Consider the following 21,270-nt stretch of genomic DNA (forward strand, 5'->3'; position numbering starts at 1 on the left):
AAGATCGTCGACAACTGACCGAGTGCCAAGGGCGAGACGGCGTTTTCTCATTGACTTTCAAGTTGTATCCACAACAGCTGTGCAGTGCGGTCATATCAGCCGATTGGCTCAATTCGATACCAACGAGAACAGCCTAGGTGCGCAGTGGAAGCGTGATCTTCGGCTCGATCGCCTTCAACCTTGCGTGCGCCTGAAGAATGGCGTCGTAAAGATTCGCGTGTTTGGGCGCTTCCACGGTGACCACCAAGGCGTAGCGGATCAATTCGCTGTCCTTGCCGCCATTCGCGCCGCCTTCGCGCGCGTTGTAGTGCACGTCGAAGGTCGGTTCCTTCAGGCTCGACCCGTAGAAGGAATCTTTTGAATGCAGCACGGTCTCCCATTTGCCCAGATCGGAGCGCTGTTCCTGCTCAGTGCGGAACTGAGTCGCGGTGAAGAACGAACGCGGTTTGACTTGGGCGCCGGACTTTTTATCCGCGTGGGGCCGGAAGGTGATGGTCAGGCCCGCTTTGGTGTAGGCGGCCGCATCTTCGACGTCGACCGGGCTGGCGTAGCAGAACGTCGCACTCACCTTGACCTTGCCTTCGAGCTCGTCGAGCGGCAGTGGAATGGGGGCGCGTAGATATTTCCCCGGGCGTAGCAGGCCTGGTAAATGATCCGGGCCACTCCATCGCCGCACGTGATGATGTGCGCCACATCGTCTGGAATGCGGCCCCAACCGATTTCCTCGACGCTCGCCAACCCCGTCTGCTCGCAGGCATGCACCATCAGTGCCTTGATAGTCAGGGGATGGACGTCCTCCCCGAGAATGGCGCGCACGCCCACCCCGGTGCGCAGTCCGAAGGGCGAAGCGAAACTCGTACCCATGGTGGCGCCCAATTCAGCCTTCATGCCGGGCCGCACCACGTGGAAATACTCCTTGGGCGAGCCGCCGAAGGCCACCGCGTCGGGTTTGCGCCGGCCGGGACTGCGGCCTGGACCGACCGCGCTGTACGCGGCGCGGGCCCATGTCTCGCCGGAGAAGTTCGCTGCGCCGATCGAAAGCGCGTTCACGCTGTCGGACGGCACCTGGATTCGATTGAGCTGCAGCGCCTCGTCACGTTCGCCGTTGTTACCGACCGCGACCGTCAAGAGCGTGTCGCCGTCACTGAGAAGCGTGTCCAGCACCGCCGTCCAGGCATGCACGTCCGAATCCTCGTATGGCAAGTCCGGGCCAAGACTGAGGTTCATGAACTGGTACTGACGCGACAGCAGGATCTCTTCCACGTGGGCCAGCGTGCGATAAAGTTCGTAGGCCCTCGTGATTAGAGTGGGCGTCGAGCACGCGGTAGTGATCCACATAGGAGTATGGACGGGGCGCTTCGGTGCCAGGCTCGATCGGACCGAACAGGAACGCCGAGGTGACGCCCAGCCCATGTTCGAGATAATCGGGGACATCCGCCGCCGCCGCATCAGACTTCTCGTAGCGTCCGATGTAGCGCTGCAGGATATGTTGGTCGGGTAGGCCTCCGTCGAGGATCGCCACCGACGGCTCGTCGGACAAAGACTGAGCGGTAGGCATTCTGAAACTGACCGCGATGGGGCTTGAGCGCGCCAGCGGACGGGCGCTGCGCACTGCTGGCATTGGTCGCACCACGCGCAACAGCGTGAACATGGCCAGCGCATCTAGCCCAGACGGATCGCCTTCCACCGCGAGGAACAACATGCCGCCGACTGGGAATTCGTATTTTGTGTTGACAACGAACCCGCAGGCCTTGGCGTAGCCTGTAAACGCCCGCCGCACCACGTCGAGTGACTGATCCGGAAGGCGGTGTAAGCCGACTTCGAAGACCCGGCCGCCGCTCGCCGGATTCGGGCGCACGCGGTCCAGGGCCGTCATGGCGCTGACGTTTTCGACTTCGCGGAACTGCATGGCCGCCGTCGTTCCATCCTGCAACTGCATCGCATAGTCGGGCAGGCGCGCCAGCGCCGCGCGGGGCCCCGCCACGAAGAGTTCTGTGGTTTCGCAGATGTCGGGTGCCGTGATCCGATGGTCGGTCCGCGGACTGAGCTTTACGGTCCGGCTGCCGAGCGAGACCAGTCCCGCCTCGCGCAGGAACGCTCGTGGGAAGAAGGACTTGGCGATGTATGCCGGATGTAGATCGAGCTTGAGCACGGCGAGGTCCAGCGGGCAGGCCTCGGGCGGAAGCGATTTCACGTCCTGCACGGCTTTGATTAATTGGGGCACGACGGCCGCCTGTGCTTCGATCAGCGAGTACGGGTGAACCTTATTGTTTCTCATCGGCGGGGGCGGGATATCGTACGTCAGCAATTCCCCCTTGCCGATGATGAAGCGGTTTGCCATGGTTTATGTTCCCTTTTTGGGGCCGCGCCCCCTGATTGGCGAATGACCTGCGTATTTGCGGAGTGTGTCGCGCGCCACACCCGTCATTTCCGATATCTGGTTGTGCGACAGCGATCCGCTTCGTGCCAATTCGATCGCCAGGTCGCGCCGCGCGACTTTGTCCAAGTGTGATGCGTTGCGTGTAGCCAGTTCGATGACCAAGTGAGCCGGATCCGTCTGTTGCAAGACGACGCTGCGTCGCAGCGAAGTGACGGTGCGCTCGACATCGGAAAGCGACGTTTTCTGGAGCGAGGAGACGAGCATGGGTATCCAAGGGGCGAATACATCCAGACTTGGGCCGAGATAACGGCGCACAGCCGCCTCCACTCCTTGGGTGTCTGCCAAACCGAAAGTTAGAATGGCGTCGAAGCGCCGCCACAGGGCCGGATCGATGAGTTCGGGGTGATTCGTGGCCGCCAGCAGTAAGCCCGTGTCCGGCCAAGCATCAACTTCTTGCAAGATAGCGGTAACGAGGCGTTTCAATTCACCCACGTCGGACTCGTCGCTGCGCCGCTTCGCGATCGCATCGACCTCATCTAGCAGCAGGACCGCCTCGTTTTCCTTGGCGTGCTCGAACACCATCCGAAGGTTGTTGCCGGTCTTGCCCAAGAGGCTGCTCATGACCGTTGTCAAATCCAGCACCCACAACGGCTTGCCGATTTGCGCAGCAAGCCAACGCGCCGACAGCGTCTTGCCCACCCCGGGGGGGCCGACGAAGACAGCGGAGCGTGTTGGACGGATGCCGTGCGCGGCGAGTCGATCACGTTCCTTACGCTCCTGCGTGATAGTGCTTAACTGTCCTAGCAGGCTTTGCGACAGGATGGGGCATTCGATGCCTTTCAGGTCATCGAACACACGGATCAGTGACATCTTCGAGTCTGCATCGGCCGGCATCGGGCTCTGAGTCGGGTCGAAGCCGCCGTGACGGCGCATGATCGACGGACCTAACGACCGAGTTTGCGTGGCCTTGAGCGTTTGATCGAGCCGCGAAGCGAACTCGGGATGATATGTTCTGTGCTTGCGGACCAGCTTGGCCAGATACAGTCGTACGTCCTCGACGGCCCCAGTGGCCGCCAATCTAGCTAAATTGGCGAAATCATCCTCAAGATCAATGTTTACGTCAGTTGTTTCCACTTTGCCCCTCAAATTTCCCGTGCTTGCGTATGATTAATTGACGAAGTATATGGCGAATATAAATATGTCGCCACTATTTTTCTCTTGGCAAGTTGCCGTAATGTGTCAAAACAGGGTTCCTTGAGTTCGCATAGGCCGCACCCTTGGCAAATTGCCATTGAGCCACTCTTCGTCGTTACGCAACAACCACCTAAACGATGCTGGGGCGGCACGGGAGAAGCAGCTGCGTGTTGCCAATGTATGGGCTTCCAGAAAGGCCACGCATGCTTTGCGGTGCTGATGGGTTACTTCGTCCTGTCGCACGTTTATAGTGGAGAGGGTGAGGCAATCCATCGTCGCCTGCCACAGGCACTGCTGGTGAAATGCCTGCCAGGTGCCGAACAACCAGTCGATCAGGAGCAGGTTGTGCGCAGCTGAACGCGCCGGCCCCGGATGGGACAAACCGCGTTGCAAGATATCGATTCCCTTCGGCGAGAGTGCGAGGCTGAAGTCCGGATGTTGGCTTAGGAAGTGGTAGCGATGGGCGAATTCACTGGCGAACTGAACTCGCCGAAGCAGGCCTGACGTCGTCAACAGGCCACGGTCGCCGAGCGCATTGAACAAGGTGGCGCGCACCGTGCGCGCGTCGACAGGCTGTCGCCCATCCTCCAGCACGTCGATACCGAGCGCTGTCAAGCGCGCCAGGAGATGGTGATGGGTCACCCAATCGATCTCGGGGAGCACGGTGGTGGCCGAAGTTTGCTCTGGCAACAGAAAGCGGTTGTGGCGTTCGAGTGGAGACGACATGCACGTCGCCAGCGGCGTGTCGTGGATCGTGCACAGGAATCCAGTTGGCAAATGGTGTGCACGCCGCCAGAACGCTGTAGCGTGGTGAGCTAGGTCATTTTCGACGCACCGCCGGCAGATTCGCCACCTACCGGCCGAACCGTTCGACAGCGTCGCCAAGCCATATCCGGCCGTGGCGACGGGCGCGTTGGAGGAGCCGGCATGCCATGGACGGCTGTCGAGCCGTTCGAAAAATCCCGCCAGGGTCAAGTTACTGAGAACGCGGGCCGGATTGCCAAAGCATTCATGCGTGATGCCACAAAAGTGAGCCAGGTTGACCGGGAATTCCGACACCCGCATGTTGCGCGAGGGGCCAAACATGCTCCTGCAGGCGTCGCGGTCGTTTCTGGCCGCGTTTGCCAGCCGTATCCTTGCCGCGACGCTGTAGAGGGTTTCATCGGGCCGTGCAATCGGCAAGGAATGGATCTGCATGGGATGCGACTCTTGGTTGACGAGGGCGCTGCAGACGTCAGGCGCCTGGCTGCGTATCCCCCGTGTGACCGCCGATCGGACCCCGGCGGGTAGTGCGCAGCAGATATGCCCGGCCTGTCTTGTAGAACTCCCGCTCCGGGCAAGGGCCTTGCCAATCCTTGCTGATACCACGCTCCTTCAAAATCGACTTGATGACTTGGATGGAGCCTCCTCCGCACGGTACGAAGTCGGAAAAATAGGCCATCACTACCCTGGCTTTGTTGACCTCTAGCCTGGATAGAGTGATGATTTTGTGTTCTGGCGTTTCCGGATCGTGAAGGCACTGCAATGTCCATAGCAAACGCCGTGCGTAGAAATGCCAGATGCTCTCCTCATGGGCTTTACTTGCGGCTACGCTCAGGGGAAATGCCGGCTCTTGCGGCCAACCGCTGCCTTTAGGCTGGAATATCGATGCAGTGAGCAATTTGTTCCTGGTAATGCGGATAGGTTTAGCATTCTCCCCATATAGCGCGGCCGAGCTCGCTTTGATGGATTCCGACCATTGGATATCTCGGAGGCGATTCCGTTCCCTCGTTTTCAGTGCCCTGGCTGCATTCCTTCTTTTGTTCGCTGCGGCAATCTTCAGGCGACGTTCGATCACGTCGCCGGCGTTGGGCAGTAGTTTGACAACCCGCTTCATGGCGGTGTAGTGGTGGCGCCACAATTGTGCAATGTCATAGTCATCTCGCTGCGCCAAATTGACCAATTCGTTGAGCAACTCTTCCTCTGGCTGTTTTTCCACTGCGGACTCGGCATTATCTTCGAACAACGTCGGGGCGCCGCCAAAGATATGCGGCAGGTCGCCGAGTTCGGGTTTAGTGTGGAGGATGGCGTCGGCGTGGCCGAGAAAGAGTGCGGCATCGCGAAAAAGAAAATAGGCGGCCATCAGGTGCCGGGTCAGCGGCGCCTCCACCGAGGAGTGGGCGCACAGGATGTTGAGCCAGTGTTCCGTTTTCCCAGACCTGTACGCGGGATCGATCATCGAGAACAGTTCCTTCCCGAAATGGGCTTCGATTTTTCCAAACAACATCCTGTGGTTGACGCGGTCGTCTCCCCACCGGCAACCCATTTCAATTGCGCGCGCTTTATAAATATTGATCAACTGCTCGATACTCAATCGCCTCGGCTCAGCAGCCAGTAGCGCTTGCGCAAAGCGGGAAAATTCTACCTCCACGCCGGATGCCGGTTGCTGGTCGGCGTGCGCGTGATCGGTTATCGCGTAACCGCACTCGCACCCGGTCCAAGCGGATAGAATTAGTTGATCTGGTTGCGCAAACGGACACCCGCATTTCGGGCAGCGATCAAGAAGTCGCGTGGCATGTTTCCAGCAGGCGGTCACACCGGGGATCTGGTGAGCGCGATGGATATACGGCCAGCCGTGCTCGTGCTCGTCATCGATCAGGCATTGAGCGCATAGGTAGGTGAGCCGGCTGTCACCATTGATGCGCCGGGACAGCTTGATCAGGGGGTGCCCGGGGTCCGGTCCGCGTGCCTGACCGCCGACTTGGGGCCGAAGAACTGTTGAAACAGCGGCAAAAGCGTGCTGTCGTGTTGTAACTCCAGCAGATTGGCTTGGGGTGAACCGGGCAGTTTTTCGGCCAGCTTGGCGAGATGCGGCTGTACCAGTCCCGTCAAACTGAAAGGGGACTTTCCGAACAGGTGTTTGTACATCGCGTACATGGTTGGACACCCCCGGCGGATATGGTATCGGATTACGCGTGAGCCAATGGTCTCGTCAGGAAAACCGGCAGGAAAAAAGGGAAGGAAGCTCGCTGGCGGCGTGTATGGCTTGACGGACATTCTCACACTCCTGATGGGGATGGATTGGTCAGTGGATTGTCATGGACCTGCAATTGCTCGAGGCCGCTGATCAGGTGCTGCTGCAAGCCCTGATTGCGCATGTCCTCCGGGTCGAGGTTGGCTCGTGCGACGGCGTTCTCGGCCTTTTGATTGGCTTTGCGGGTGCGGTTTCGCTGCGCGGTTTCCTTCGCTTGCTGTGACGCCGGTTTGCGCGGCTTGGCCGGCACAGCAGGAGGCGGCGCCGGCACCGATGCCGGCGTGTCCGGAGCGGACGGATGCAATCCCCAGCGTACCGCGTACCGTTGCCATGGGATATCGTCGAACTGTTGAAGAATGATGGGATTCTTGTCGCGAAAACCGGCGATCAGACCCCGCTCCTTGGCGCTGAAGTCCGGACCGTTGAACGCCTGCGCCATATGGTCCTCGGTAACAAAGGCGCATCCTTCGTCCAAGGCCAGACGCTGGGAACTAGCCCGGATACGTGCGGCATAGTCGCGGATGCCGCCACAATACTTGAACAGAATCGCGCCATCGTCATCGCGGATCGGGGAGGGTTCCGGCATCACATTGTAGCGCCACAGTGCAGGGGCAAGCACGTCGGTGAAGTCGGTCTCGTACGATTCCAAGGGATGCATTTCAATGTTGCCGCCCGATCCGACGCGCCGCATGTCTTGCGAAAATGTGTCAAGCGCATCCATACCCAGCGGATTGCCCATCAAAACCAATGGAATGCCGAAGTTGAGAAGCCGCAGGAAGAATGTCGCCGCCAGGCCGCCGCGCACGCCGCCAGCGAAATTGCGCCCCTGCAGCTCATCAATGACCAGTACCCCGACACCGTGGTTGATCAGGATGATGCCGACATGGACGGCTTGCTTTTCGTTGCTCAGACCGGTGATGCCGCGGTCGCGCGCATAGCTGGTACCGATGGCGACATCGAGCGCGGTCAGGATCTGCAGCAGCAGGCCGCCAAGCGAGCCGTCATGGCTCATGGCCACGTAGAGCCATGATGCCTGGACCATGTGGGTCCAATCGGCGCTTTTGGATTTTCCGTGAACGATGCGGGGTGGAATAAGCGACAACGCGCGCAAAATCTCGTAGCTTTTGCCAAGTCCGGTGACGCCGCTCGCGCGCATGCCTTTCGCGTAGCTTGGCAACCAGGGCAAGTTGTTTATTTCTTTGCCTGCGCAGCGGGCAAGCCCCATGGTGTGCTGCCGCGATGACACCGACGTTGGATTGCGGGCCGTGTAGCCGCGCCGGATCATGCGATACAGGCGACTTGTCGTATCGAGTGCCGTGAGCGTCGGCTCGAACATTTGATCTTGAAGACGATCGAGTAGGTCATGGCGTGTTTGCATGTCGATGTGTTTCACGTCCACTCCCGTCAACGGCCAATTCGCCAAACGCGGCTCAAGGCCGTCGGTGGATAAATATGCTTCAAGCGGCTCCAGAAAAGGATTGTCGGTCGGCGGCGGTATGAGGGTTTCAGCGGATGCGTGCATCAGAACTTCCTTTCACGGTTGAATAGGGCGAGGCGACTCTTTCGGATCTCTGTCAGGCGCGACGACTCCGATGGGGGCGGGTTGGTCGGGGCAGGCGCCGCGACGGCAGCCGGCGGTGCGGTAGCAGGCTGTTGCAATGGGGGCGGGAAAGATGCGCCGTGATCCGCCGCGCGCCGGGCCGCGTCGTCAAGCTGGTCGCGTTTTTCCTGGGCCTGCGCCGCACGTACGTTCGCCACCTTGGAGCTTGGCGCCTTCTTGCTGCCCAGATGCGCCCGCGCCAGCCTTTGCTGTTCTGCTGCCTCGCCCTCGGCCCCTTGCCTGAACGCTTGCTGGTCCACGCCATCCTGGTCGCGCTGGGAGGTGCTGGCCAGACCGTCGCGAAGACCTGCGTCATTGAGCCCGCAGAGGTCCGCCATGCCCCCTTCGAGGATCAGGATGGCGTCATCCTTGATGTTGGGAATGAGGTGCATCCCCTGTTTGTCCATCAGAATAATTTGCGAAAGGTCATCAGGATCGGCCCGTACCTCGACGTGGATGTTGCCACTAGCGATGGCATCGCGAATTAGGCCGGAGTGGCCCAGGTATTCATGGTTGAAGCGCGCGCCGTGAAGCAACTCAACAGCATTGCCGGTGTTCGGGCGATGGAGGATCAAACCACCACGTTGGATGGTGGCGGTAAATCGGGGCAACAGATGCGCGCGCAAGTAGGTCGGGTCGGCGGGTTTTCCAGCGACGTAGCCATTCAGTCTTGCCCATCGATAGATGCCGATCCTGGTGCGTGGTGCGGCTTTCCCTTGCGCGGCAAACTCACGTCGCATTTCGGTTGGCACCATGTGTAGGGCAAGCTCCTGCTTGGTGTTTGCCCAATGTATCCATAGCAACAACAGACGTGTGTAGGTAAACCGGGAAATCAGCGCTTTGCTGATCGCCGGCCGCTCGCCGCGCTTCGCCTTGCGGCCTTTGGTACTTCCGGTGATGTGGTGGTCGAAGCCGCGATGCCGTTCGTGGTGTCCGGACTCGGACGGGCTGTTCCGATCCGCTCTGCCGCTGGCGATAAACTCGATGCGCGAGGTCAGTTGATCGACGATGGTATTCATTCCATCTTTGCTGCGCAACTCGCCATTGTCAGAGAGGTACTTGGAAAAGAACATTGACGGGAAATCATCCGGCGGCAAATCGAGGCCGTAGCGGGCGAGTATCGAGGCCTTGTCGGTGGCCGCTCTCAGGATTGCCATCTTGGCGTCGTCGGTGCCCAGTCCCGCTATGCCGATATGCCAGCCAAGGTACAGCCCGAGCCAGGCATCGCGCACGAATAGACCTCGGCCGACACCAATTGGTTGCAGGGGATTACCGCAGGCCACGAAGTTGACGTCGACGGGGGAGGCATCCAAGGAACCGACCTGTCCGATCGCGACGATGGCATCGCGTGCGGTACCGACGAGTGGACGCCAATCGCGCGCCCACTCACCTTCGCCCATCAACCGTCGCGCGGCAGCAGTAGCATCGGGGGCGCGCGGGCCATGATAGGTAAAGTTAATGTAGGTGGGGCGCAGGTGCGCATCGAGCAGGAGCGGCGTTACGTAGCCGTGTTTGTATTCATAGCCAGTACTGTAATACGCAGCACTCATGGAGAGGAATGCTTGCTCTATGGTGGTGCCTGGCCGTACGAACGCCAAGTAGGCGTCTTGAATGTTCAGCACATCCGCGTCAGTCAAAATGAGGCCGGCTCTCTCGGTATCGCCCGCTTTTACAAGAGCGTTTTTGCGGCCAAGCTTGACTTGGTTCTTTCCGCGCCGGGGGATACCCGGGGCACCGGATCGGCCGACATTGTTCGGTATTAGTGAATTTTTGATGCCGCCAAAAGCGTAGTAACGATGCAGTGCATCAAATATTTGGCCAGCGCTGACGTTCGCCATCCGGGCACGTTCGCGCACCAGGGCGTGCAGGCACGTGAGGTCGGGCGGGCGTGTTCTCGTGCCAGCGCCCTCCGGAATAAGCGGTTCGATCAATCGCCATTTGCGGTCACGCCGCACTTCGAGGGGGGATCGGCCACGGTCTTCGGGAGCGGTGTCGGGGGCGTTGACGGGAGGCCACTGCCGGCGCAAATCCTCATCCCCCAGGTACCAGTGGCTCGGCAGTACCAGTTCGCTTCGTTTGACCTCATTCGTTTCAAGCCAAAACTGGAGTTGCGATAGTTTTTTCAAGAAGAAGCCTTTGGCATAGTAGCTTTTTTGCTTTTTTCCAGCCATTTCCCGGGCTGCCACTGGAATGGGTATCAAAGTTACTTGGTCCAGATGGGGAACGATTTCCAATACGCGGTGCAAGCCCGGCAGCGGTGAGTTGGCCGACGTGCCGGCAATCACCAGGCCCGGTTCGATGGATGCTTTCGTCATGACCACGTCTCCCCGAAAAAGCGCCGGCGCAAGTTGTCGCGCAGGGCCCGTCCGCCTGCAAGTATCGGATACGAAGTTAGAATTCGCCTCGACGGGTCGATATCGACGCTCTGCGTCCACGCGCAGTGCCGGAACAATAGCCATGCTTCGTCTGTCGTTAGGCGGAGCGCCTGTGACGCATGGATCACCGTTTCGTTTATTGGTTGATCCAGGTATGCGTTGAGGTGTTGCGTGAATTCGGCCGCGTAGACAATGAGGTGGGGAGCGCAATGCAGCGTCGAGGCGTCAAGCCAGGCTTCTAAATGTCCGGCGGTGAGTTTCGGGACTAGGGCCGAACTTGAGACGAAATAGGTGCCGCAAACGCCGGCGATATAGCGCCTTTCCAGCTCCAGTCGCTCAAGAGTACGCCATTTGACTTCCTCATCGGGTTCAGCTATCGGTTTGGAGGAGAACCCAGCAAGTGCATAACCGCTCTTGAGCGGCACCGTGGCAAGCAAATCAAGGCTGGCAACATAGGGGACACCGGTGCCGATCTCGTAGCCATGGTCGATACCGGCTTCGCGTGCAATATCGAGCAACCCCCGCGACCAGGGTCTTGTGATTGCCGCAGCTCCTGGTGTTCCGTCGAGGGGATGAGGATGGGCCATAGGCCATAACGGAAACTGTTCGCGCAGGTCGAGGACGCCCAGCCATAGCAGCATCAATGCGGTATGGTATTCGCCACGTGAAAAATAGTATGCTCCTCGGCCCAGCGGCGGCATCGATGAGGCCACCTGATTCGAGTAAGGGGAAGGATTTTTGCGCCGCAGGATCAACCAAGGCAGGTAGCGGCTGCCATGACCAATACCGTGGCCGAGCTGTATGCGTTCACACAATTTCTTGTGCGTCATCCCCTTTTGGAGGCGGGTTTTTGGGATCGGTTCGACGGAGAGCGCAGTAAGCTCTGACGGATCGTCGGAGTCCCCCCGAATGGCCAACTGTTGCGTAGTTTCCGACATGGATCACTCCATCTCCAGAATATGGTTTTCCACGCGCAGCGAGGCGTAACAGCGCTCACTTTGCTCTGTGAAGGGAAAAGCTCAAATTTTGGAGGTGAATAGTGCGCAAACTGGATATCGGACGATTCACGTATGATCCGTTGCGGCCACCTACTTCATACCTTGGCGCAGATTGGGCGGTCTTGCGCGGGGAGCGGTGCGCAATCGCCTCATCCTGATGTGATGCAAACCATTGGCCCGACACCACCCTACCTCTAACTATTAGACCGCTTCAGTCGTGTCTGATTCGCTCTTGCGCTTGATGACGCGCAAAGGTTTGAAAGGGGGGCAAGCCAGCATCGCCGGCATGCGTAATGCCATTTGTATCAGTTCCACCTGGGCCGGGTGCAATGCACCGATCTGGCGACGTAGTTCATTGAACATTTTGTACGTCTCATCCGACACCTCATTGGGTAGGATGATTTTGCGCTGAGACTCGTCAAGCGCATTCAGCAACCGTTTCTGCCAATGTTCGTCAAGCTCTAGGCGTTGCACCAGCCGCTCGACAAAATCAACGGACGGTGGCCCCTTGGTCCCCAGCTCGATGGCTGAGATGTAACTCTGTTCGTAGCCTAGCTGGGATGCGAATTCGGCCTGCCGCAACTCGCAAAATATGCGCAATTCCCGGAACACTGTTGAGAATGGGCTCATATACCAACTTTAGGCGTAAAAAGAACTAACAATGGAACTAGTATGGACATATTTTTTCCTTTGTCAACAAAAAAGGGCGCGCAAGGCATAAATTTCAGTGCGTCATTGTCTTGAGCGCGCACGCATGGTCTGGTCATTCAAGATTCTATTAATACGGCCTGCCAGCCCATTCAAGTTTTTATTGTTCCATTCAAGTTTCTATTAGGACGTAACAAGGCCATCGCGCTTGACGCTAGGCACGCGGGCGACTATATTAATGACTTAAGAGTAAGTTAAATGAGCGACCCGATGTCAGCCCCGATAGAAACCAAACCACGCTGGGAGCGGCGCAAGGATGCGCGGCCGCAGGAATTGCTCGCCGCCGCGCTGGAGCAGTTCGTCGAGCGCGGCTACGCCGCCACCCGGCTGGAGGACGTGGCGCGCCGCGCCGGCGTCTCCAAGGGCACGCTGTACCTGTATTTCGAGAACAAGGAAGAATTGTTCAAGGCCGTCGTGCGCGACAACATCGTCAGCCCGATCGGCGCCGCCGAGCAGGCCGTGGCCGACTACCAGGGCCACAGCGCCGAGCTGCTGCGCCTGATCATGATGACCTGGTGGGAGCAGATCGGCGCCACCCGGCTGGCCGGCATCACCAAGCTGATGATGGCCGAGGCCAACAACTTCCCCGACCTGGCCCAGTTCTACAACGACGAGGTGGTGGCGCGCGGCAACGGCCTGATCGCCAAGGTGTTGAGCCGCGGCATAGAGCGCGGCGAGTTCCTGCCGCACGACCCGCTGTCGATCACCCCCATCCTGGTCGCGCCGGTGATCATGCTGATGATGTGGTCGCACGGCTTCCTGCCCTGCGACATGACGCATATCGAGCCGGAACCCTATATGCGCGACTTCATCGCGCTGGCGCTGCGCGGCCTGCAGCCGCCCGCCGGCGCCGCGCCGTGAGCGCCGGGCCGGCGCCCCGGCGCGCCCCGGGTTGCCGATTTGGTACGTTCAACCCCTCCAAACTGCAGACTGTCGCAATTTCCCGCGATCCCGCCTGTTTGTCGTTAACATGTGCTTCCTGACCAGTTCAACGATAAAATGACGGATTATTCCTTACCGCCGAGTCATAAGATGAATATCGAACAAGCCCGCTTCAACATGATCGAACAGCAAATCCGCCCTTGGGACGTCCTGGACCCGGACGTGTTGGAGCTGCTGCTGGTGGTGAAGCGTGAGAATTACGTGCCGGCCGCCTACAAGAACCTGGCCTTCGTCGACAGCGAAATCCCGCTGCCGGGCGGCGAGGCCATGTTCACGCCGAAGCTGGAGGCGCGCCTGCTGCAGGACATCAATCTGAAGAAGCACGAGAACGTGCTGGAAATCGGCGCCGGCTCGGGCTACATGGCCGCGCTGCTAGCGCACAAGGGCCGCCACGTCACCTCGGTGGAGATTTCTCCCGAGCTGAAGGCGCTGGCGGAAAAGAATTTGGCCGACAACGGCGTCAGCAACGTCACCGTCGAGCTGGGCAACGGCGCCCAGGGCTGGAGCAAGGGCGCGCCCTACGACGTGATCGTCATCTCCGGCGGCCTGCCGGTGCTGCCGGACGCCTTCCTGCAACAGCTGAAGGTCGGCGGCCGCCTGGTCGCCATCGTCGGCGCGTCGCCGGCCATGAAGGCCCAACTGGTGACCCGCGTCAGCGAGTCGGCCTACGACAGCAAGACCCTGTTCGAAACCGAAGTCAAACTGCTCAAGGACGCCACCACGCCCTCGCAGTTCAGCTTCTAAGGCGGCACGCGCGCGCATGGAGCACATCACCGCCCCCGCGCTGGCCGAATGGCTGGCCGACGACAGCCGCCCCGGCCCCTTCCTGCTCGACGTGCGGGAAAACTGGGAGTTCGAGACCTGCCAGATCGCCGGCTCGACGCTGATGCCGATGCAGACCGTTCCGGCCCGCATCGACGATCTCGACGAGGATGCCAGCATCGTCTGCATCTGCCACCACGGTGCGCGCAGCCTGCAGGTGGCCGCCTTCCTCGAGCGCCACGCCTTCGCCAAGGTCTACAACCTGACCGGCGGCATCCACGCCTGGGCGCTGCAGGTCGACGGCGCGATGCCGAAGTATTGAGGCCATAGCAACGATGCGGCCGGCGGCGCCCTGGCGGCGCCGCCGCGACAACCCGGCGGCGCCGCGCGCGGCCGGCGACGGACCCCTGTTTTTTGATTTGTTCAACTTTTTTTGACGACTCCAACGGAGAATGCAATGCAGAGACCCCTTATCGCCGTGCTGATCACCAGCGCCTTGTTGACGCTCAACGCACAGGCGGCCGACCTGCTCCAGGTGTACCAGCAAGCGCTCGCCAACGACGCCACGTACGCCAGCGCGCGCGCCGCGCAGGCCGCCGGCCGGGAGCGGATCACGCAGGGCCGCTCAGGCCTGCTGCCGTCGGTGATCGCCAGCGGGGGCAACTCGCGCAACACGGGCGACTTCACGCCGTCCAACGTCGGCCAGCTGAGCACGGTGCCGGGCGCCGGCCTGGGCTTCGTCACCGCCAGCGACCGCGACAACCACGTCAACCAATACTCCGTCTCGCTGGCCCAGCCGCTGTTCAACTGGAACAGCTGGCAGCAGTACCAGCAGAGCAAGCTGTCGCAGGCCGCCAGCGAGGCCGCCTTCGCCCAGTCGCAGCAGGGCCTGATCACCCGCGTGGCGCAGGCCTACTTCGACGTGCTGACGGCGCAGGACAACCTGGGCTCGACCCGGGCGCAAAAGGTCGCCACGACGGAGCAGCTGGCCTCGGCCAAGCGCAACTTCGAGGTCGGCACGCAGACCATCACCGACAGCCATGAAGCCCAGGCCGCCTACGACTTGGTGGTGGCGCAGGAGTTCGCCGCCATCAACGACCTGGACAACAAGCGCGCCGCGCTGCAGCTCATCATCGGCCAGGCGCCGGCCGCCTTGTCGCCGCTGCGCACCGGCGTGACTATCGCGCCGCCGCAACCGGCCGCCGTGGAGCCGTGGGTCAGCTCGGCCGAGGGGCAGAACTTCGCCGTGGTCGGCGCCGAGCTGTCGCTGGAGATCGCCAAGCGCGAGATCGAGCGCAGCCGCTCCGGCCACTACCCGACCGCCAGCCTGGTGGCCAGCACCACGCACAACAACCAGACCGCCAGCGGCACGTTGAAACAGAACTCGATCGGCGTCAACTGGTCCATTCCCCTGTTCAGCGGCTTCGCCGTGACCAGCAAGGTGCGCGAGAGCATCGCGCTGGAGGACAAGGCCCGCAACGACCTGGAAGCCACCCGCCGCGCCGCCTCGCAGAGCGCGCGCCAGGCCTTCCTCGGCATGAACAGCGGCCTGGCCCAGGTCAAGGCGCTGGAGGCGGCCGAGCTGTCGAGCAAGTCCTCGCTGGAGTCGAACAAGCTGGGCTACCAGGTCGGCGTGCGCATCAACATCGACGTGCTGAACGCGCAGAAGTTGCTGTACTCGACCCAGAAGGACCTGTCGAAGGCCCGCTACGACACCATCATGAACGGCCTGCGCCTGAAGGCGGCGGCCGGCACCCTGAAGGAAGACGATCTGGCGCCGATCAACGCCCTGCTGGCGCGCTAAGCCGGCGGCAGTCTCCGCGCAGCAAACAACGCCGGCCAGTCGCCGGCGTTTTTTTGCGTCCGATTACCCGTGAATATCGGCTTGGCGCGCGAGAACCATGCCGGCCCGGCGTGCCAACCGGGCATAAAAAAGCGGCTCCGTGGAGCCGCCCTTGGCGTTTGCCGCTGCGCGCCGCCTACAGACCGGCGCCGGCGCCGTCGAAGCTGCGTTCGATCAGCTCGATCTTGTAGCCGTCCGGGTCGGTGACGAAGGCGATCACCGTCTGGCCGCCCTTGACCGGACCCGGCTCGCGGGTGATGTTGCCGCCGTTGGCGCGCACCGCCTCGCAGGTGGCGTAGATGTCCTCGCTGGAGACGGCCAGGTGGCCGTAGGCGTTGCCCATGTCGTAGCTGTGCTGGCCGTAGTTGTAGGTCAGCTCCAGCTCGGCGTGCTCCGGGTTGGCGCCGTAGCCGAGGAAGGCCAGGGTGTACTGGTATTCCGGGTTGTCGCTGGTGCGCAGCAGGGTCATGCCCAGCACCTTGGTGTAGAAGTCGATCGAGCGTGGCAGGTCGCCGACCCGCAGCATGGTGTGCAGAATGCGCATGGGAATCCTTGTTGGTGTTGGAGATAAAACAGGATTCTAAGCGCTTTGCCGATTCCGTGCCGGGGCCGGCCTGCCGGCGGCCTAGTTGTCCAGCCGCGCGTCGAGCGTGATGTGGGTGTTGAGCAGCTTCGACACCGGACAGCCCAGCTTGGCCTTCAACGCCGCCGCCTCGAAGGCCTTCTGGTCGGCGCCGGGGATGTTGGCCACCAGGTTCAGGTGCACCTCGGTGATCGAAAAGCCGTCGTCGACCTTGTCCAGCGTGACGGTGGCGGTGGTCATCAGGCTTTTCGCCGTGATGCCCGCCTCGCCCAGTTGGGCCGCCAGGGCCATGGTGAAGCAGCCGGCGTGGGCGGCGCCGATCAGTTCCTCCGGATTGGTGCCGGCGCCCAGCTCGAAGCGGGTGTGGAAGCCGTATTGCGCGTTGTCGAGCACGCCGCTCTCGGTGGAGATTTTGCCGTTGCCGTCTTTCAGGCCGCCGCTCCAAACTGCTGTTCCAGTACGTTTCATGATGATCTCCCGTGTGGGTTGCGATGGGCCATCATGCGCCGCCCACTGTCGGGCTTCTGTACGTTCGCGCACGCAGCGCGGCGCATGGGCTTGATTACGCCGGCCTCAGCGTCCGTCCGGCGCCGCCGGCGCCGCCACCGGCGCCACCCGCCAGACGACGTTGCCGACGTCGTCGGCCACCAGCAGGGCGCCGTCGCCAGCGACCGCCACGCCGACCGGCCGGCCGTGCGCCTTGCCGTCGCGGTCGAGGAAGCCGACCAGGAAGTCGCGCGGCGGCCCGGCCGGCTTGCCGTCCTTGAACGGCACGTAGACCACCTTGTAGCCGCTGTGCGGGCGCCGGTTCCACGAGCCGTGCTGGCCGACGAAGGCGCCGCCCCGGTAGCTGGGCGGGAACAAGTCGGCCTGGTAGAAGGCCAGGCCGAGCGAGGCGGTGTGCGCGCCCAGCGCGTAGTCGGGCGCGACGGCGCTGGCCACCAGCGCCGGATTGGCCGGCCTGGCGCGGCGGTCGACATGCTGGCCGAAATAGCTGTAGGGCCAGCCGTAGAAGGCGCCGTCGCGCAGCGCCGTCATGTAGTCGGGCACCAGGTCGTCGCCCAGCTCGTCGCGCTCGTTGACCGCCACCCACATCGCCTTGCCGACCGGCTCCCAGGCCAGGCCGACCGGGTTGCGCAGGCCGCTGGCGTAGGGCCGCGCCTTGGCGCCGGCCAGCTCCAGCCGCCAGACGGCGGCGCGGCCCTGTTCCTGCTCGATGCCGTTCTCGCCGACGTTGCTGTTGGAGCCGACCGCGACGTAGAGGAACTTGCCGTCCGGGCTGGCGGCGATGTTCTTGGTCCAGTGGTGGTTGAGCGGGCCGGCCGGCAGCTCCATCACCGTGACGCCGGCGGCGGCGATGCCGGTTTGGCCGTCCCGGTAGGGGAAGCGGAGCACGGCGTCGGTGTTGGCGACGTAGAAGTCGTGGCCGACCAGGGCCATGCCGAACGGCGAGTACAGGTTTTGCAGGAAGACGTGGCGACCCAGCGCCTGTCCCTTGGCGTCGACGCCGCGCAGCAGCGTGATGCGGTCGGCCGAGCCGCCGGCGCTGCCGGCCTTCTTCATCTGCCGCTTGACGATGGCGCCCTTGATGCCGGCGTTGTCGTCCGGCTTGGGCGGCGCGTTGGTCTCGGCCACCAGCACGTCGCCGTTGGGCAGCACGTACAGCCAGCGCGGATGGGCCAGCCCGCGCGCGTAGGCGGTGACGCGGAAGCCGGCGGCCGGCACCGGCTTGGCGTCGTCCCGCCAGGGCTCGGCGGGCGCCACGTTGATGGTGGGGATCAGCGAGCGCTCGGGTTCCGGCAGCGCCGGACTGGGGCCGTAGCCGGGCGCGTACTGGGCGGCGGCGGCGCCGCCCAGCAGGGCCAGCGCCAGGCCGAGCGCGCTCCTGGCGCGGCGGCACCGTTTGGGGCTGGACGGGCAGGGCACGGGGCCGCCGGCTCAGTCGCGCTTGCCGTCGGGCAGCGGCCTGGCTTGGCCGGCGGGCGCCGGACGAACCTTCTCCACGCCCGGCGTGCCGTGGCGGTCGGTGTCGACCAGGCCCTGCGCGATGTCGCTGGCGGCCTGGCGCATCACGTCGCGCGGCTTGGCCGGCCGGCCCTCGGGCGTTTCGTCGCGCTCGTGCGGCAGGCGGGTCTTGCCGTCGTTCTGCATGGGTTTGCTGGTGTCGGTTTTGCTTTCCGTCGGGGTGGTGGCCATCGCGTTCTCCTCGTGTGGGCGTGCAGGCCATCTTAGCGCTTCGCCAACAGTGCCGTCGCCCGCTTGATCGACGCCGCGCGGACTGGCGTGCCTACAACAGAGCGGCAACGGGAGGGTTGCTCAACATGCATTTCTTTCGGGAAATCAGTTACTATTCCGGCCAGGACGGCGCGCCGTCCTTTTCTCCGTCACGGCCATGGAAAGAGCACCGCATTGAAACCAGATTCCCTCTCCGAGCAGACGCATCCGTCGTTCGCGCTCTGCCACAACTGCCAGGCGCCGACCGGCGGCAACTTCTGCCAGAACTGCGGCCAGGAAACCCATCTGCACCCGGCCAGCGCGCGCGAGTTCCTGCACGAGTTCGTCGGCCACTACGTGGCGCTGGAGGGCAAGCTGCTGGGCACGCTGTGGCGCCTGTTGTTCCGCCCGGGCCTGTTGACCAGCGAATACGTGGCCGGCCGTCGCGTCCGCTTCGTCCAGCCGCTGCGCTTGTATTTGACCTTGAGCGTGCTGTTCTTCGCCCTGCTCAAGTTCACCCATGGCGGCGCGATCCAGTTCAACGACGACGCCAAGCCGGCCGCCGAGCTGGCCGCGCCGGCGGCGGCCGGGGAACGGCACAAGCCGGCGGCCAAGAAAGAGCAAGTGGATGAAGAGCAAGTGGGTGGGCAGGTCGACGGCGACATCGACGACGCCGACATCGCCCGCTGGGCCGACCGGGTGCCCGGTCTGACCAAGCGATGGCAGCATTTCGAACACATGTCCGGCGCGGAGAAGTCGAAGGTCATCGGCGACGGTTTTTACCACTACGCGCCCTACGCGCTGTTCTTGATGATGCCGGTCTTCGCGCTGTACCTGAAGCTGTTGTACCTCGGCTCGGGCAAGCGCTACGGCGAACACTTGCTGTTCGCCCTGCACAGCAACGCCTTCGCCTTCATCATGCTGGGCGCCATGACCCTGATCGAGCACGACGGCGTCGAGTTCCTGCTGTGGCTGTGGCTGCTGGCCTATCTGCCGTGGGCGATGCGCCGGGTCTACCGGCGCGGCCGCCGCGCCACCGCCTGGCGCTGGCTGGCCCTGATGACCGTCTACACGGTGACGATCGGCATCGGCCTGCTGCTCTCCATGGGCGTCGGCATCCTGACGGCGCACTGAGCGGCAAGGCCGGCCCGGCTAGATCACAGCTTGCCGGACGGCTGCCACAACTCGACCTTGTTGCCGTCCGGATCGATGAACCAGCCGAAGCGGCCGTAGTCGAAGGACTGGCTGTCGCCGACCAGCTCGGCGCCGGCGGCCTTGACCTGGGCCAGCGCGCCGTCGAGGTCGTCGACGATCAGGTTGAACATGAACTCGCGCTTGGACGGCGCGAAGTAGCCGTTGTCGACCTTGAACGGGCTGAACACCGTGCAACTGCCCTCCGGCAGCGCGGCCGGGAAGAAGGAGGCGTACTCCGACGACTCGGTCGGCAGGCCCAGATGGGTCTGATACCAGGCCAGCAAGGCCTTCGGATCCTTCGATTTAAAGAAAATACCACCTACGCCCAACGCTTTTGCCATCTTGTTCTCCTGTGAGGTTGCCGCTTGCAGTCTGAGCCTGCCCGCACTATACTGGTTGCATATACAGTATTCCGACGCCTTCCCGTGGAGGACTCGCGTACCGGCATCCGGTTTGCGCCTGGCATCGTCGTATAGCAGAAGCCCGCATTATGGGTTACTCTGCTGCGTGTTGCCAGCCCCGCCATCCTATATTGTTACGAGATTTCTATGCCCGCCACGCATGCCATGTTCCAGACCATCGCGCTTGTCGTCCGCCAGAACACCGACGGCATCGAAGAGTCGGTCGACAGCGTCATCGACTTCCTGCAGCGCGCCGGCCACAGCGTCGTGCTCGAGGAGCAGACGGCGGCCCACCTGGGGCGGCACGGCGTCGAGGTGCTCAACGCGGCCGGCATCGGCGCCCGCGCCGACGCCGCCATCGTCATGGGCGGCGACGGCACCATGCTGGGCATCGCGCGCCAGCTGGCGCCCTACGACGTGCCCTTGATCGGCATCAACCAGGGCCGCCTCGGCTTCATGACCGACATTCCGCTCGACAACATGCTCGACGTGCTGGCCAAGATCCTCGGCGGCAGCTACAAGGCCGAGCGCCGCAGCCTGCTCGAGGGCAGCGTGCTGCGCGACGGCGAGGTCATCCACGTCGGCATGGCCGTCAACGACGTCGTCGTCGCCCGCGGCGCCGGCGCCGGCATGGCCGAGCTGCGCGTCGAGGTCGACGGCCACTTCATGTACAACCAGCGCTCGGACGGCCTGATCATCGCCACGCCGACCGGCTCGACCGCCTACGCCCTGTCGGCCGGCGGCCCGCTGCTGCACCCCAGCCTGGGCGGCATCGTGCTGGTGCCGATCGCCCCGCACGCGCTGTCGAACCGGCCCATCGTGCTGCCCGAGTCGAGCGAGATCGTGGTCGAGATCGTCCGTGGCCGCGACATCAGCGTCAACTTCGACATGCAGACCTTCGCCAGCCTGGCGGCGCAGGACCGCATCGTCATCCGCCGCTCGCCGCACACCATCTCCTTCCTGCACCCGCACGACTGGAGCTACTACAACACGCTGCGCGAAAAGCTGCACTGGAACGAATACCCGTCCGGTGAAGGCAAGCTCAGCTAAGCCAACCCAACCC

22 protein-coding genes are annotated in these 21,270 nt (G+C 62.5%); 6 read left to right on the forward strand and 16 right to left on the reverse strand.

What is annotated here, in order from left to right; translation table 11 throughout:
• Positions 1-133: 133 nt before the first annotated feature.
• The 11 genes from QC826_RS01105 to QC826_RS01155 form a co-directional block, all read right to left on the reverse strand.
• The gene (locus QC826_RS01105; RefSeq protein WP_279764037.1) at positions 134-568 is read right to left on the reverse strand and encodes a hypothetical protein; all 435 of its coding nucleotides are present in this window, start codon (positions 566-568) and stop codon (positions 134-136) included.
• The gene (locus QC826_RS01110) at positions 565-1,227 is read right to left on the reverse strand and encodes a S8 family serine peptidase (protein WP_279766349.1); all 663 of its coding nucleotides are present in this window, start codon (positions 1,225-1,227) and stop codon (positions 565-567) included. Before QC826_RS01110 ends, QC826_RS01105 begins: the two co-directional genes overlap by 4 nt.
• Positions 1,142-2,341 carry a hypothetical protein gene (locus QC826_RS01115; RefSeq protein WP_279764038.1) on the reverse strand — a complete coding sequence of 400 codons (1,200 nt, stop codon included), beginning with the start codon at positions 2,339-2,341 and terminating at the stop codon, positions 1,142-1,144. The genes QC826_RS01110 and QC826_RS01115 overlap by 86 nt, the downstream gene beginning before the upstream one ends.
• 3 nt (positions 2,342-2,344) lie before the next feature.
• On the reverse strand, positions 2,345-3,514 hold the full coding sequence (locus QC826_RS01120) for an AAA family ATPase (protein ID WP_279764039.1): 1,170 nt from the start codon (positions 3,512-3,514) through the stop codon (positions 2,345-2,347).
• Between the two features lie 105 nt (positions 3,515-3,619).
• On the reverse strand, positions 3,620-4,771 hold the full coding sequence (locus QC826_RS01125) for a TniQ family protein (RefSeq protein WP_279764040.1): 1,152 nt from the start codon (positions 4,769-4,771) through the stop codon (positions 3,620-3,622).
• A gap of 37 nt (positions 4,772-4,808) precedes the next feature.
• The gene (locus tag QC826_RS01130; protein WP_279764041.1) at positions 4,809-5,927 is read right to left on the reverse strand and encodes a hypothetical protein; all 1,119 of its coding nucleotides are present in this window, start codon (positions 5,925-5,927) and stop codon (positions 4,809-4,811) included.
• Between the two features lie 344 nt (positions 5,928-6,271).
• Positions 6,272-6,610, reverse strand: coding sequence for a hypothetical protein (locus tag QC826_RS01135; protein WP_279764043.1), 339 nt, complete (start codon positions 6,608-6,610; stop codon positions 6,272-6,274).
• 2 nt (positions 6,611-6,612) lie between these two features.
• Complete coding sequence (locus tag QC826_RS01140; protein WP_279764045.1) at positions 6,613-8,109, reverse strand: hypothetical protein; 1,497 nt, start codon at positions 8,107-8,109, stop codon at positions 6,613-6,615.
• Positions 8,109-10,502 (reverse strand): Mu transposase C-terminal domain-containing protein, encoded by a 2,394-nt coding sequence (locus QC826_RS01145; protein WP_279764046.1) that lies wholly within the window; start codon positions 10,500-10,502, stop codon positions 8,109-8,111. The genes QC826_RS01140 and QC826_RS01145 overlap by 1 nt, the downstream gene beginning before the upstream one ends.
• Positions 10,499-11,500, reverse strand: a complete 1,002-nt coding sequence (locus tag QC826_RS01150; protein ID WP_279764047.1) for a TnsA endonuclease N-terminal domain-containing protein — start codon at positions 11,498-11,500, stop codon at positions 10,499-10,501. Before QC826_RS01150 ends, QC826_RS01145 begins: the two co-directional genes overlap by 4 nt.
• A gap of 261 nt (positions 11,501-11,761) precedes the next feature.
• Positions 11,762-12,190, reverse strand: a complete 429-nt coding sequence (locus tag QC826_RS01155) for a helix-turn-helix domain-containing protein (protein ID WP_279764048.1) — start codon at positions 12,188-12,190, stop codon at positions 11,762-11,764.
• A 288-nt stretch (positions 12,191-12,478) separates the two neighbouring features.
• On the opposite strand from QC826_RS01155, the gene QC826_RS01160 reads away from it, so the two are divergent.
• The 4 genes from QC826_RS01160 (at position 12,479) to QC826_RS01175 (ending at position 15,776) form a co-directional block, all read left to right on the forward strand.
• A complete protein-coding gene (locus QC826_RS01160) occupies positions 12,479-13,129 on the forward strand; it encodes a TetR/AcrR family transcriptional regulator (protein WP_279764049.1) in 651 nt (216 codons plus the stop codon).
• 171 nt (positions 13,130-13,300) lie between these two features.
• Positions 13,301-13,954 carry a protein-L-isoaspartate O-methyltransferase family protein gene (locus QC826_RS01165; protein WP_279764050.1) on the forward strand — a complete coding sequence of 218 codons (654 nt, stop codon included), beginning with the start codon at positions 13,301-13,303 and terminating at the stop codon, positions 13,952-13,954.
• A gap of 16 nt (positions 13,955-13,970) precedes the next feature.
• Complete coding sequence (locus tag QC826_RS01170; protein ID WP_279764051.1) at positions 13,971-14,294, forward strand: rhodanese-like domain-containing protein; 324 nt, start codon at positions 13,971-13,973, stop codon at positions 14,292-14,294.
• A 135-nt stretch (positions 14,295-14,429) separates the two neighbouring features.
• A complete protein-coding gene (locus QC826_RS01175; protein WP_279764052.1) occupies positions 14,430-15,776 on the forward strand; it encodes a TolC family outer membrane protein in 1,347 nt (448 codons plus the stop codon).
• A 175-nt stretch (positions 15,777-15,951) separates the two neighbouring features.
• On the opposite strand, the gene gloA is transcribed toward QC826_RS01175, so the two are convergent.
• The 4 genes from gloA to QC826_RS01195 form a co-directional block, all read right to left on the reverse strand.
• Entirely contained in the window at positions 15,952-16,359 is a 408-nt protein-coding gene (gloA, locus tag QC826_RS01180) for a lactoylglutathione lyase (protein WP_093389004.1), read from the reverse strand.
• Between the two features lie 81 nt (positions 16,360-16,440).
• The gene (locus tag QC826_RS01185) at positions 16,441-16,866 is read right to left on the reverse strand and encodes an OsmC family protein (RefSeq protein WP_279764053.1); all 426 of its coding nucleotides are present in this window, start codon (positions 16,864-16,866) and stop codon (positions 16,441-16,443) included.
• Between the two features lie 105 nt (positions 16,867-16,971).
• Complete coding sequence (locus QC826_RS01190; RefSeq protein WP_409567746.1) at positions 16,972-18,324, reverse strand: PQQ-dependent sugar dehydrogenase; 1,353 nt, start codon at positions 18,322-18,324, stop codon at positions 16,972-16,974.
• Positions 18,325-18,336: 12 nt separating this feature from the next.
• Positions 18,337-18,594 carry a hypothetical protein gene (locus QC826_RS01195; protein WP_279764054.1) on the reverse strand — a complete coding sequence of 86 codons (258 nt, stop codon included), beginning with the start codon at positions 18,592-18,594 and terminating at the stop codon, positions 18,337-18,339.
• Between the two features lie 213 nt (positions 18,595-18,807).
• On the opposite strand from QC826_RS01195, the gene QC826_RS01200 reads away from it, so the two are divergent.
• Positions 18,808-19,746: a DUF3667 domain-containing protein gene (locus QC826_RS01200; RefSeq protein WP_279764055.1), complete on the forward strand. Its 939-nt coding sequence runs from the start codon at positions 18,808-18,810 to the stop codon at positions 19,744-19,746.
• A 23-nt stretch (positions 19,747-19,769) separates the two neighbouring features.
• Here the strand turns inward: QC826_RS01200 and QC826_RS01205 are convergent, their stop codons facing one another.
• Positions 19,770-20,147, reverse strand: a complete 378-nt coding sequence (locus QC826_RS01205) for a VOC family protein (protein ID WP_093390998.1) — start codon at positions 20,145-20,147, stop codon at positions 19,770-19,772.
• 207 nt (positions 20,148-20,354) lie between these two features.
• On the opposite strand from QC826_RS01205, the gene QC826_RS01210 reads away from it, so the two are divergent.
• Positions 20,355-21,257 (forward strand): NAD kinase, encoded by a 903-nt coding sequence (locus QC826_RS01210; RefSeq protein ID WP_093391000.1) that lies wholly within the window; start codon positions 20,355-20,357, stop codon positions 21,255-21,257.
• Positions 21,258-21,270 lie beyond the last annotated feature (13 nt).

It is taken from the genome of Rugamonas sp. DEMB1 (genome assembly GCF_029834475.1).
In the GTDB taxonomy this organism is placed as follows: Bacteria; Pseudomonadota; Gammaproteobacteria; order Burkholderiales; family Burkholderiaceae_D; genus Rugamonas; species Rugamonas rubra.

Excerpts from the sequence above, each read along its gene's own strand:
- QC826_RS01125 (WP_279764040.1), bottom strand. The coding sequence starts at position 4,771 with ATGCAGATCCATTCCTTGCCGATTGCACGGCCCGATGAAACCCTCTAC.
- QC826_RS01140 (WP_279764045.1), bottom strand. The coding sequence starts at position 8,109 with ATGCACGCATCCGCTGAAACCCTCATACCGCCGCCGACCGACAATCCT.
- QC826_RS01195 (WP_279764054.1), bottom strand. The coding sequence starts at position 18,594 with ATGGCCACCACCCCGACGGAAAGCAAAACCGACACCAGCAAACCCATG.
- QC826_RS01175 (WP_279764052.1), top strand. The coding sequence starts at position 14,430 with ATGCAGAGACCCCTTATCGCCGTGCTGATCACCAGCGCCTTGTTGACG.
- QC826_RS01155 (WP_279764048.1), bottom strand. The coding sequence starts at position 12,190 with ATGAGCCCATTCTCAACAGTGTTCCGGGAATTGCGCATATTTTGCGAG.
- QC826_RS01165 (WP_279764050.1), top strand. The coding sequence starts at position 13,301 with ATGAATATCGAACAAGCCCGCTTCAACATGATCGAACAGCAAATCCGC.
- QC826_RS01145 (WP_279764046.1), bottom strand. The coding sequence starts at position 10,502 with ATGACGAAAGCATCCATCGAACCGGGCCTGGTGATTGCCGGCACGTCG.
- QC826_RS01110 (WP_279766349.1), bottom strand. The coding sequence starts at position 1,227 with ATGAACCTCAGTCTTGGCCCGGACTTGCCATACGAGGATTCGGACGTG.
- gloA (WP_093389004.1), bottom strand. The coding sequence starts at position 16,359 with ATGCGCATTCTGCACACCATGCTGCGGGTCGGCGACCTGCCACGCTCG.
- QC826_RS01135 (WP_279764043.1), bottom strand. The coding sequence starts at position 6,610 with ATGTCCGTCAAGCCATACACGCCGCCAGCGAGCTTCCTTCCCTTTTTT.
- QC826_RS01185 (WP_279764053.1), bottom strand. The coding sequence starts at position 16,866 with ATGAAACGTACTGGAACAGCAGTTTGGAGCGGCGGCCTGAAAGACGGC.
- QC826_RS01160 (WP_279764049.1), top strand. The coding sequence starts at position 12,479 with ATGTCAGCCCCGATAGAAACCAAACCACGCTGGGAGCGGCGCAAGGAT.
- QC826_RS01115 (WP_279764038.1), bottom strand. The coding sequence starts at position 2,341 with ATGGCAAACCGCTTCATCATCGGCAAGGGGGAATTGCTGACGTACGAT.
- QC826_RS01170 (WP_279764051.1), top strand. The coding sequence starts at position 13,971 with ATGGAGCACATCACCGCCCCCGCGCTGGCCGAATGGCTGGCCGACGAC.
- QC826_RS01210 (WP_093391000.1), top strand. The coding sequence starts at position 20,355 with ATGCCCGCCACGCATGCCATGTTCCAGACCATCGCGCTTGTCGTCCGC.
- QC826_RS01150 (WP_279764047.1), bottom strand. The coding sequence starts at position 11,500 with ATGTCGGAAACTACGCAACAGTTGGCCATTCGGGGGGACTCCGACGAT.
- QC826_RS01205 (WP_093390998.1), bottom strand. The coding sequence starts at position 20,147 with ATGGCAAAAGCGTTGGGCGTAGGTGGTATTTTCTTTAAATCGAAGGAT.